Genomic DNA, 12251 nt, shown 5'->3' with positions numbered 1-12251 from the left:
CATTATTTTTCAAAGCCATGGGATAATGGGGAACTAATTGCTGAGCTAACCAGTGCTTATCAGCTGTACCTTAATGAAAGAAAAACTAAGCAGTTATTAAAAATTAATTTAGCTAAAAATGCCGAACTATCTCTTATTAACAGTTCACTTGAATTAGCAACCAATAAAAGCCAAAAAAAACTGCAACTTATTTCTGCGCGCGAAGCAAATGGTTTTGTTCGGCTTAAAAAGACCTTTTCTACTTTTATTGATATTTATGCAGAGACCATTTGTTTGCATAATCAAGACGTTACTCGTCATAATTTTCGTGTCGCTGGCCATGCTAGGTTAATCGCGGAGCGTCAAACTTGCGATAAACTTACCACATTTCAAATTTATATTGCCGGCTTGTTGTATGAAACGGGTAAATTAGCACTTAAACAAAACTTACTGACAAAACCCATTGACACCATGTCGCAACATGAAAAAAGTCTTTACAATGGCTTTTATCAAAAAAGTTTTGATCTACTCAATAAAGTTGATGAACTGTCCTTTGTTGCCGAGATTATTAAGCATATTCCGGCAAATTATAACGGTAACACTGCACCTGATCATTTAAGCGCCGAAGAAATCCCCCTAGGCTCGCGTATTATTGCCATTGTTTCAATGTATGATAATTTAGTGAATGGTCGGCAGTCACAAGCTAAAACGTCGACGGCACTGGCTAAACACCATATTAAAGAATTAGCTAAGACCATGTTTGATCCGAGTTTAGTCAATCACTATTTAACCATACTTGATGAACGGCCGAGATCGAGCGAAGGCAATGTTGATTACTTATTAAATAGTGAAGACTTGCGAGAGGGAATGGTGCTAACCAGAGATATTGTCAATATCGACAAAAACCCCATGTTGACTAAAGGCACAGAGGTAGATCAGCATCATATTGATAAACTAATTAAAATTGAAAAAGAGCAAGGTGAATATTTCCTTATTTATGCGCGTTAGTCTTTCCCCTATAACCTTGCTCAGTGTAGCAAGGTTAAATGGTATGTTAAGGACTCTTTTGAGCACTTAATATACTCATAGTACAAAAGAATATCATAAGATGAAATATTACCGTTCCTAGGAAATATACTCTTATCTAACGCTATTCTCCCTCGTAAACACTTGCTATAATGCGGCTATCTTTGTGCGAAAAACGCACTTTATATCAAGCTTTATAATAAGCGGATAGATAAGTTAATCCGTTTATATTAGGTTATTTTCAGAGGTTTATTTTCATGTCGGATGCCGAAAACCGCCCAACAAACTTTATTCGTAATATCATTGATGCCGATTTAGATAGTGGTAAACACACCAGTGTGCAAACACGTTTTCCACCTGAGCCAAACGGTTTTTTACATATTGGTCATGCAAAGGCTATTTGTTTGAGTTTTGGTATTGCCCAAGATTATAATGGTAAATGTAATTTACGTTTTGATGATACCAACCCTGAAAAAGAAGATATTGATTACGTACATGCTATTCAAAAAGATGTGCAGTGGTTAGGTTTTGAGTGGGCAGGGGAGGTTCGTTATTCCTCGAATTACTTTGACCAGTTACATGGCTTTGCCGTTGAACTGATTGAAAAAGGCTTAGCCTATGTTTGTTTGTTAAATGCGGAAGAAACGCGTGAATATCGTGGCACTTTGAATAAGCCGGGTAAAAATAGTCCTTACCGTGATACCTCTATCGAAGAAAATTTAGCCTTATTTGCTAAGATGAAAAATGGCGAGTTTGAAGAGGGCGTTTGTGCCTTGCGTGCGAAAATAGACATGAGTTCTAGCTTTATGTGTATGCGCGACCCTATTATTTACCGTGTACGCTTTGTTCATCATCATCAAACGGGAGATAAGTGGTGCATTTACCCTATGTATGACTTTACTCACTGTTTATCTGATGCGATAGAAGGTATTACTCATTCTATTTGTACGTTAGAGTTCCAAGATAATCGCCGTTTATATGACTGGGTTATTGAAAACGTCTCGGTACCGTCTACGCCACATCAATACGAGTTTTCTCGCTTAAACCTTGAATACACTTTGATGAGTAAGCGTAAGTTGAATACATTAGTCGAAGAAAATTTAGTTGATAGCTGGGACGATCCACGTATGCCTACTATTGCAGGCTTTCGTCGCCGTGGTTATACCCCTGCATCAATACGAGAGTTCACTAAGCGCATCGGTGTTACTAAAATGGAAAACACCATTGAGATGAGCGTGCTAGAAGCATGTATCCGTGAAGATTTAAACGATAATGCGCCACGCGCTATGGCAGTTTTAGATCCTATTAAATTAGTGATTGAGAACTATCCGGAAGATAAACAAGAAGATCTTGTTGTTAAGAATCACCCAAGTGATGAAGCGCACGGCACACGTACTGTGCCATTTTCTAAAGAGCTTTATATCGAAGCGGAAGACTTTAGAGAAGAAGCCAACAAGAAATATAAACGTTTAGTTATTGATAAAGCTGTTCGTTTACGTGGCGCCTATGTTGTTACTGCTACACGCTGTGATAAAGATGAACAAGGTAATGTCACTACGGTTTACTGTACTTACAATGAAGATACTTTAGGTAAAAACCCAACGGATGGTACTAAACCTAAAGGTGTTATTCACTGGGTTGATGCCGATAAATCACTGGACGCAACAGTACGCTTATATGACAGATTATTTACTGTGCCAAACCCTGCGGCAGAAGATGACTTCCATAAGGTGATTAATCCTGAGTCTTTAGTTGAGATTACCGGGGTAAAAGTTGAGCCTTCATTAGCCGATGCTAAAGCGGAAAGTGCTTACCAGTTTGAACGTCAAGGGTATTTCTGTCTAGATAACGATATTAAAGAGCCTGGCGCATTAATTTTTAACCGGACGGTTGGTCTGCGAGATACTTGGGCTAAAGTTAGTAAATAGTCTAAAGCTCAGTAAATTTCTGACAGCATTTTCTGCTCTGCTCTTTGTTGAGCAGAGTAGCGCTAGGATGTTTTGAACTGTGCCTTTTATGAATGAAGCCAGTAGTAAGTTATTTAAACTTACTACTGGCTTTTTTTTTGTTAAATCTGTTAACCTTATATTATAAAATGTAATCCATTAACTAGGTATATTTAATGAATAAACAGTTAGTTGCCATAGTAATAGCCAGTGTTTTATTGCTATTTACCTTAGCAGGCTGTCAAGAACCGCCTTCAGCAGAAGAAAGTGCTAAGGCCGTGCTAAGTCAGCAGGATAGCTCGAACGATAGCCTAAACGCGAGTGAAGCTGAGCTGCGGCTGGTGGCTAAAAAAGTTGTTGAAAAAAGAACTACCGCTAGAACATGGGCTAAAATAAAAGCCTCAGGCTACATTAATGCGGTAAAACTTGATTGGCAGTTAGAATCTGCATTACCTCGCGCAGGCTCGACCAGTGCTTATCACTCTACCTTATTACAAAGCTTTGCTGATGAGCGCGGCTTAAAGATTAATTGGCTGCGAGTCAGTAACTTAGCCGACATGTTTAGCAAGCTATTGGCTTTTGACGTTGATATTATTCCAAGACATTTAACCATAACCGCTAATCGTTTAGAAAAAGTGAGTTTTTCCTATCCATTGCTGCGTGATAGAGAAGTCGTTATTGCTAAAGCGGGTAAACATAGCTTTGATAAGGACGATGATAATAATATCTCATTACCCATAGGCTCCGCTTATATTGATAGTGTTAGCAAACAGTTTCCCCATTGGCAGGTTAATATTATTGCAGAGCGAGTTAGCTCGCAAGAAATGGCTGACACCATTGCTGATGGCTCCGTGAAATATACCATTATTGATGGTTTTGCTTTCGAGACTTTAAAACAATATCGTGATGATATTCAAAGCGTATTTACTTTACCTAAAGCAATCAACCTTGCTTGGGCGGTTAATAAAGGTAATGATAATTTCCTCCATGAGCTTAATGAGTTTATTTCGGTGCACCATGTTATGCAGGTGCTTGAGCCAGAACGTAAAATTGATTTTGAACAGTTAAGAAAAAATAAACTTCCGCTGCGGGTTATCACGCGAAATAGCCCTGAAACTTATTTTTTATGGCGTGGTGAGTTACTAGGATTTGAATATGAATTGATGCGCAAGTTTGCTGATATCAACAAGGTGAAGTTGGTTATTATTGTTGCTGATAGCTACGAAGAAATGCTGGCATTATTAGCCGAGGGTAAAGGCGATATAATTGCCGCTGGCCTGTCTAGAACTAAAGAACGAGTAAAACAAATAGCTAAAGCAAAGTTAACGACCAGTCTTCGTTATAACCGGGTGAAAGAACAATTAGTTGCTCACCAAGATAGTCTCCCTATCAACGTACTAGCCGACCTTAAAGGTCGTACTATTACAATAAGGAAGAGCAGTAGCTTTTGGGCAACGGCGCAAATGCTAGCGAAGGATTTTGGCGCTAATATCGTCATAGCCAAAGAAGATATTGCCAGCGAGATATTAATTAGTCAGGTAGCGGATAAAGAAATTGATTTAACCATTGCAGATAGTAATTTAATCGCTATTGAGAGCAGCTTTCGTGCGGAAATTATTACCCCATTAACGTTTAAAGAAGATGTGCCTTATGCTTATTTAGTTAGGCAAGGTAATCCGCAATTACTCGCTTACTTAAATGAGTTTATTCGAAAGTACTACCGCGGTACTTTTTATAATGTCGTTAAAAATAAATATTTCTACAATGAGAAATCACGGGTAAGTCATAAAAAGCACCGTTTAGTTTCGGGTTCAACTTTGTCCCCCTATGACGATATTGTCCGCGCTTACGTACAACCCTATAATTTTGATTGGCGTCTGATTGTCTCGCAAATGTATCAAGAAAGTCGCTTTGACCCACTAGCCAGTAATGCCACAGGTGCTTTTGGTTTAATGCAAATGTTGCCTCGAACAGCCGCAGAGCTTGGTGTGGAAGATTTAAAAGACCCAGAGCAAGCCATTGCTTCAGGGGTGCAGTATCTAGACTGGACGCGGGACCGATTCTCTAAGGATTTGCCGGTACAGGAGCAAATATTTTTCTCCTTAGCATCTTATAATGCTGGTTACGGCCATGTGAAAGATGCACAGCGCTTAGCAAGACAACTAGGTTTAAGAAGTGATCGCTGGTTTAACAATGTTGAAAAAGCCATGTTATTACTGCAACGCCGCCACTATTATCAAAAGGCGCGGTATGGCTACGTTAGAGGCAGAGAGCCGGTAAATTACGTGCGTGATATCCACCAACGTTATTTAAGCTATATTCGAATTTCTGGCTAGGGGGTTAGCAATGTTTAACATAACCTTGTTTAATTTTTAAGGCATATGAAATACTTTTTATTGAGAATTTTACTCATATTCACGGCTTTACCGACATTGGCTGATGAAGCTGAGCCAGTACACTATGCTTATGCTAATTATTTAGGCAGTGGTATTTATCGAACCACAGGACAGAATGCTAGTTTAATTAGCATACCGTTTTCTTATGATTTTGACGGTGTGGGTAAAACAACTTATGGTTTACGTTTACCTGTTTCGGTTGGTTTTTTTGACTTTGATTTACCGGATTTAGAATTACCTGACGAAGTTGGCACCATTACCTTTACCCCTGGTATTGCGATTAATCATCAATATACAGAAAATTGGCTATTCGAAAGCTATTTTGATGCCGGTTATGGCCGAAACCTTACTACCAATAGAGGAGTTAAGATAAGTTCAGCAGGTTTTTCTGCACTTTATCACTTCGGTTCGCAAGATTATGACTCTATTTGGGCTAATAGAATTTATTATGCGCGTTATGACGGTAATGGTTACGATGCTAAAGACGCCTATGCGGCAGTACACTTGGGCATAGATACCGGCTTACCCTTACAGTACACGATATTAGGTTATCAATTTCAACCTAGGGTTTTTGCCACACTCTTTTGGTACTTTACTGAAGTTAATTTTATCACGCCCAGTACTAAGAGCGCGGATGAAGACAACAATGTCACCCTAACTAACAGTTTAGAATTTGGTTTTACCTTGAAATTTTCAAAAAGCATAGGTTACTCTTGGGCGGGGATTGATAGACTTGGGCTCAGTTATCGCTACAGTAAAAACTTCAGCGCCTTCAGGCTGTTATTTAGCTTCCCTATATAGTTTTCTTATATAGCGGCTTTGTTTACCAAACTAGCGGCAAAAACATTTTAAATACCCCAGGACTCTGACACTGTGCTAACGCTATTAAGTTTAACGCTATTAAAGTTAACTCTTTTAAAAAAAAGAGGCTTTATCGCCTCTTCTCTTGTTTGAAATTTACTAGCTAGACTCGTAGCGCTTTATCACCACGAGCCATACCGACACAACCGGAACGCGCTGTCTCAATAATTTCGGTTTCATTTTGCAGGGCATCAATAAAAGCATTGAGCTTTTCAGCATTACCGGTAAGTTGTACCGTATAAACTTGCTTGCCAATATCAATTATATTACCGCGAAATATTTCCGTGATCCGAGTTACTTCTGTGCGAGTTTTATCGTTCATGGCACCGACTTTTACTAGCAGTAATTCACGTTCAATATGCTTTCTATCGGTAATGTCAGTGATTTTAATAACATCAATAAGCTTATTTACTTGTTTAACAATTTGCTCCAATACCTTGTCATCGCCCTTAGTGGCAATGGTCATACGAGACAAACTGTTATCATCGGTTGGTGCAACGGTTAAGCTTTCAATATTAAAAGCACGTTGAGAGAATAATCCAACGATACGCGATAATGAGCCTGGTTCATTTTCCATCAATATAGCTAAAATTCTACGCATTATGCTTTAACTCCAGTGCTTATTAACCCATGATTGGTCAGGGATATATCGCGAACCCTATGAACGAATGAGCCAAGCTCATTTTCAACAAACATAAGAACGATAGCTAAAATTCTACGCATTATGCTTTAACTCCTTTTTTAAGCCACATTTCATCGATTGCACCGGTGCGAATTTGCATTGGGTAAACATGCTCATTTTCATCAACCATAACGTCGACAAAAACTAAGCGATCTTTGATATTAAAAGCTTGTGTTAGTTTTTCATCGAGTTCATCTAAACTATCGATTTGAATACCAACATGACCATAAGCTTCGGCAATTTTAACAAAGTCAGGTAAGGATTCCATATAAGAAGAGGAATGACGGCCGCCATACACCATATCTTGCCATTGGCGTACCATACCCAGTGAGCGGTTATTTAAGGTAACAATGACTACCGATAAGTTATATTGTGAACAGGTTGAAAGCTCCTGGATATTCATTTGAATTGAACCATCGCCAGTGATGCAAATAACATGTTTATCTGGAAAGGCGAGTTTTACTCCCATAGCTGCCGGCAAGCCAAAACCCATAGTGCCTAAACCACCTGAGTTGATCCATTGGCGAGGTTTGGCAAATGGATAGTACTGTGCGGCAAACATCTGATGCTGACCGACATCAGAGCAAACATAAGCTTCGCCCTTAGTGATTTTATACATGGCTTCGATCACGCGTTGTGGTTTAATCTTGTCTCCGGAATTTTGTTCGTAACTGTTACTTTTAACAGCACGCCATAAGTTGATTTGCTGCCACCACTGGCTTAATGCGGCTTCGTCTGGGGTGAAATTAATCTCCTCTAATTCATCAAGCAGTTGCTGCATAACTATTTCCACTAAACCGACAACAGGGATATGGGCATTAATGGTTTTAGAAATAGAAGTTGGGTCAATGTCTACATGAATAATGGTCGCATTGGGACAGAATTTTTCGACATTATTGGTGACCCTGTCATCAAATCGCGCACCTAGCGCCAAGATAACATCAGCATTAGCCATACTTTTATTTGCTTCAAGGCTGCCGTGCATGCCTAACATGCCGACAAATTGTTTATGAGTACCTGAAATGCCACCAAGCCCCATCAAGGTATTGGTTATCGGCGCCTTAAGTGTCTCTACTAAGGTGGTTAGTAATTTGGCTGCATCAGCTATGACAATACCGCCACCGGAATAAACCACCAGTTTCTTTGCACTGGCAATAGTTTGCGCTGCTTTTTTTATTTGCTTGGGGTGACCTTTGATATTTGGGTTGTATGAGCGCATTTTAATATCTGTTTCGATACTAAATGGCCCTTTATTATCTGGAGTTAAGATGTTTTTAGGCAACTCGATTACTACAGGGCCAGGTCTGCCAGTACTTGCTAGGTAAAAAGCCTTAGATATGGCATCAGGAATATCCGCTAAACTTCGACAGTTAAAACTGTGTTTGACAATAGGGCGAGTACAACCAACGATATCAGTTTCTTGAAAAGCATCATTACCTATTAGTGAACTAGCAACTTGGCCAGCAAGTACCACCATAGGAATCGAGTCATAATAGGCAGTGGCAATACCGGTAATACAGTTGGTTGCACCAGGTCCTGACGTTGCTAATACTACGCCAACTTCACCTGTCGCTCTGGTATAGCCATCAGCCATATGAGTGGCTGCTTGTTCATGACGAACTAGAATATGTTCAATCTCATCTTGTTGAAATATAGCGTCATAAATATCTAAAACGGACCCACCTGGGTAGCCAAAAATATACTTAACTTTTAGTGCGGATAGAGATTTAACTACCATTTCTGCACCAGTAAAAAGCTCTGTTGTCATACCATCACCTTGATTCTTTAAATTTATTTAATTGAATTTTTTTACTTATATAAATATAGAGTAAATAAAAAACCCCCGGTCTTATGAAGAGCGAGGGTTTGTTGATATTATTGCTTAATCGTTTTTGCTAAGCACAAGGTATCCCCGCTAGTGGTGAAAGCACCACGACGACTAAGAGGATGACATTGAGGACTGTTGTTTTAATAATCATGAGAATTTAACAAAAACGAAAAAGTTTAATTGGTACTATTTTTAAAGGCTTTACTCGCTGGTGTCAACCAATAAATACAAAACATACTAAATAGTACTGTTTTTTATTTTAGTGACAGCATTGACTGTGGGGTTATTTATAAAAATTAAATTTTTAGTTTCGCTTGTAGCAGTTAGAAACAATTTAAATCACTGTTTTATTTGTATTAGTCATATATTTTGATTTATATTAACTGTAATGTTTTACCGCAGCCCAATAGACTTAATACTCAGGTCTTACTACAAAAATGGAACAGATATGACCCCAATTAAATTATTAATCATTGCCAGCTTAATTGCTTTTACCGCAGGTTGTGCAACACATTCAGCTAAAGTTAACTTTGACAAAAACACTGAAATTGAAACAATTAACTATAAGACCTTTGCCTGGCTTACTAAAGGTAAAATTATGGCACCAGCTGCTGATATCAATCCAGTAATGAAAGAGAGAGTTGATAAAAGTATTGAACAAGCTTTTATGGCCAAAGGATACCAGTTAGTTGAGGATGCTGAGAATGCAGATTTTACTATTTCTTATACGGTCGGTAGCCGAGATAAAATTAAAGTGAATAGCTACCCGGCAACTTATAATACTGGCTTTGGTTGGGGCCGTGGCTATTATGGTGGCCGTGGTTACTACGGAACTATGTCTATGGGTACTGAAACCAGTGTTAGACAATATATTGAAGGCAAGTTAGCTATTGATATCTATGATGTTAAAACTCATCAGCCGGTATGGCATGGTTGGGCAACCAAGCGTTTAACCTCAGATGATAAAGAAGCCCCATCAGCAGCCTTGAATGCTATTGTTATCAAAGTTGTGAATCAGTTTCGCTAAATCTATAGCTTTACGTTAATCGATTGGAAAAACGGCTCTATGCCGTTTTTTTTTGCCTAAAATAAAGGTATTTCTACTGAGATTATTTGTCATGATAAAGCGAGGTTTTTTGTAATATTACTAGTAATTTAGCTGTTCTGAATTACACTAATATTATGGTCTCCCCAAGATGATAGACATGAATGAGTAACTTTATTTTTCAAGACGAAGTTGAAGAAGAAATTGACGACAAACCGCATAAAGCGGATAAGTTTTGGCGTATTTTAGTTATTGATGATGATGAGTCTGTTCATCAGGTGACTAAACTAGTGCTCGCTGATGCTGAAATCGAACATAGAAGATTGGACATAGTCTCTGCTTTTTCTAGTAAGCAAGCCAAGGAGATTATGTTAAATGATAATTCCTTTTGTATGGCTTTTGTTGATGTAGTTATGGAAACTGATCATGCTGGTTTAGAGCTGGTTGAATGGATAAGAAAAGATCTTAAAAATCAATCTATTCGCTTAATATTACGCACCGGACAAGCCGGTTCTGCCCCTGAGGCAAAAGTCATTAAAGAATTCGATATCAATGACTATAAAGAAAAAACGGATTTTACCGCCAATAAAATGATCACCACAGTGTATGCAAGTATTCGTGCCTATCGTGACATTATGACCATTCAGCGCAGCCTTGACGCCTTTAAAAAGCTTATTGAAACGACTCATGATTTATTAAAAATTGATCAGTTAAAGAATTTTGGCTCAGCGGCACTTGACCACTTACTTGCCTTGATGAATGTAGAAAGTTCAGCGCTCTATATTGCCAGAACTCAAGTTGATTTTGCAAAAAAATCAACCAGCTCAATTATTGCTTGTACCGGTAAATATGTTTGTGAATCTGATTCTCTAGAAGCTTCGGATATTGATGAGCAAGTTAAGGCGAGAATTCAGCAGGTATTTATCGATAAAAGTCACTATCGAGATGATACTTGTTTTGTTGGTTATTATCGCGCCTCGGATAATGCTGCCTCAGTGCTATATATTGAATTTGAAGATGATAATGAACATTTTAAAGCTAGTTTAGCTGAGCTATTTGCTACCAATGTTGCGTTAATTCTTGAGAGTTTAACGAAGCAAAAAGAAATAGAAAAAACCCAAAAAGAGTTACTCTTTATCGTTGGTGAAGCCGTGGAAGCACGTAGTAAAGAAACTGGCGCACATGTGCGTCGTGTCGCTCTTATCTGCGATATCTTGGCAAAAAAAGCGGGCTTAGAAGACAGCTTTGTTGAAGCCATTCGTTTAGCTGCACCATTACATGATTTAGGCAAGATAGCTATTCCGGAACATATTTTACATAAACCAGGTAAGCTAGAGGGAGAAGATTGGGAGATAATGAAATCTCATGCGCAAATTGGTGCTGATATTTTAGAAAAATCTACGGTAAGTGTCTCTAGATTAGCCGCTCGATTGGCTAATTATCATCATGAAAATTGGGACGGTAGCGGTTATCCTAAAGGCTTAAAAGGAGACGAAATACCGGTGGAAGCTCGAATTATGGCGGTAGCTGATGTTTTTGATGCTTTGGGATCAAGGCGTTGCTACAAAGAGCCTTGGCCTGATGAAAAAATAAAAGAGTTTTTATTAGCAGAAAGAGATAAAAAATTTGAGGCTAAACTGGTTAATATAATAGTTGATGACTTTGATGAGTTTTTACAAGTCAGGATAGATTACCCTGACTATGCCGATCCAGAGCATTAGTTTGGTGCTAATTCATTGGTAATAGGTTACATAGATATTGGTACTTTGAAGGTTGTACCGAGTTCAGGTTAGTTACGTGATAGCTTATCAACGGTCGCTAAACAAGCGGTCATAAAGGTATCTATAAAATATTTGACCTCAGGCATGCTTGCTTTTAATTCGTTTATTTTTATCGCTAATCTTTGTTCTACATGATTAAATTCTGGGTTCTTATGGTTTATTTCATCAAGTGTTTTAATATAGGCAACAATAATATCTGCCGCTTTGACGATGGCTTTATATTCCACGGAGACATTATCTTGGACGATAATATCACTAAACAGCTCTTGTAACTCTTCCGGCAGCGATGCTAAACACTCTTCTTCTGCCAGTAATTCTATTTTTTTAAACTCTCGTGCTATGGCTTTATTGGCATACTTTGTTGGGTTAACAATATCACCATAGCGAGTTTCACTTGCTTCATGATACATGGCAATGGTCGATATTTTATCGGCATTGATTTGACCATTAAATTTCTTATTTTTAATGACGGCCAGTAAATGAGCAACAATGGCAACCTGATGTGAGTGCTCAGCAACATTTTCTGGCTTTACACAAAACATCAATGACCATCGCTTTATTAATGGCATGCGAAACATCCAAGCTAAAAATGAACTTTGCATGATTACTCCTAAATAACTATTGTTAATATATACCCGTTACCATTCAAGATGCATGTTTCAGAGTGCTTGAGCAATTTCAATTCAAGGCGCTGTGATGAAATAATG

At 38.4% G+C, this 12251-nt stretch carries 9 protein-coding genes; 6 read left to right on the top strand and 3 right to left on the bottom strand.

Annotated features, from left to right (window positions below; translation table 11 throughout):
* From HRT50_RS05225 to HRT50_RS05210, 4 genes are all read left to right on the top strand, one after another.
* Nucleotides 1-987, top strand: a 987-nt coding sequence (locus HRT50_RS05225; RefSeq protein ID WP_291612055.1) for an HD domain-containing phosphohydrolase, incomplete at its 5' end; no start/stop codon positions are given.
* 275 nt (nucleotides 988-1262) lie between these two features.
* Nucleotides 1263-2933 (top strand): glutamine--tRNA ligase, encoded by a 1671-nt coding sequence (gene glnS / locus HRT50_RS05220; RefSeq protein ID WP_291612053.1) that lies wholly within the window; start codon nucleotides 1263-1265, stop codon nucleotides 2931-2933.
* A 194-nt stretch (nucleotides 2934-3127) separates the two neighbouring features.
* Nucleotides 3128-5287 (top strand): transporter substrate-binding domain-containing protein, encoded by a 2160-nt coding sequence (locus HRT50_RS05215; protein ID WP_291612051.1) that lies wholly within the window; start codon nucleotides 3128-3130, stop codon nucleotides 5285-5287.
* 45 nt (nucleotides 5288-5332) lie between these two features.
* Nucleotides 5333-6148, top strand: coding sequence for a hypothetical protein (locus HRT50_RS05210; RefSeq protein WP_291612049.1), 816 nt, complete (start codon nucleotides 5333-5335; stop codon nucleotides 6146-6148).
* 163 nt (nucleotides 6149-6311) lie between these two features.
* On the opposite strand, the gene ilvN is transcribed toward HRT50_RS05210, so the two are convergent.
* Together ilvN and HRT50_RS05200 are read right to left on the bottom strand one after the other, a co-directional pair.
* Nucleotides 6312-6809 (bottom strand): acetolactate synthase small subunit, encoded by a 498-nt coding sequence (gene ilvN, locus HRT50_RS05205; RefSeq protein WP_291612047.1) that lies wholly within the window; start codon nucleotides 6807-6809, stop codon nucleotides 6312-6314.
* Between the two features lie 121 nt (nucleotides 6810-6930).
* Nucleotides 6931-8658, bottom strand: a complete 1728-nt coding sequence (locus tag HRT50_RS05200) for an acetolactate synthase 3 large subunit (protein WP_291612044.1) — start codon at nucleotides 8656-8658, stop codon at nucleotides 6931-6933.
* Nucleotides 8659-9166: 508 nt separating this feature from the next.
* On the opposite strand from HRT50_RS05200, the gene HRT50_RS05195 reads away from it, so the two are divergent.
* Both HRT50_RS05195 and HRT50_RS05190 read left to right on the top strand, forming a co-directional pair.
* Nucleotides 9167-9745: a DUF4136 domain-containing protein gene (locus HRT50_RS05195; protein ID WP_291612042.1), complete on the top strand. Its 579-nt coding sequence runs from the start codon at nucleotides 9167-9169 to the stop codon at nucleotides 9743-9745.
* A gap of 182 nt (nucleotides 9746-9927) precedes the next feature.
* Nucleotides 9928-11484: an HD domain-containing phosphohydrolase gene (locus HRT50_RS05190; RefSeq protein ID WP_291612040.1), complete on the top strand. Its 1557-nt coding sequence runs from the start codon at nucleotides 9928-9930 to the stop codon at nucleotides 11482-11484.
* A gap of 68 nt (nucleotides 11485-11552) precedes the next feature.
* Here HRT50_RS05190 and yfbR read toward each other — a convergent pair whose 3' ends face one another.
* On the bottom strand, nucleotides 11553-12146 hold the full coding sequence (gene yfbR, locus HRT50_RS05185; protein ID WP_291612038.1) for a 5'-deoxynucleotidase: 594 nt from the start codon (nucleotides 12144-12146) through the stop codon (nucleotides 11553-11555).
* Nucleotides 12147-12251 lie beyond the last annotated feature (105 nt).

The organism is Colwellia sp., from assembly GCF_013215345.1.
Lineage (GTDB): Bacteria > Pseudomonadota > Gammaproteobacteria > Enterobacterales > Alteromonadaceae > Colwellia.
Note: the sequence above shows the minus strand (reverse complement) of the source record. Positions and strands in the feature narration are given on the sequence as shown.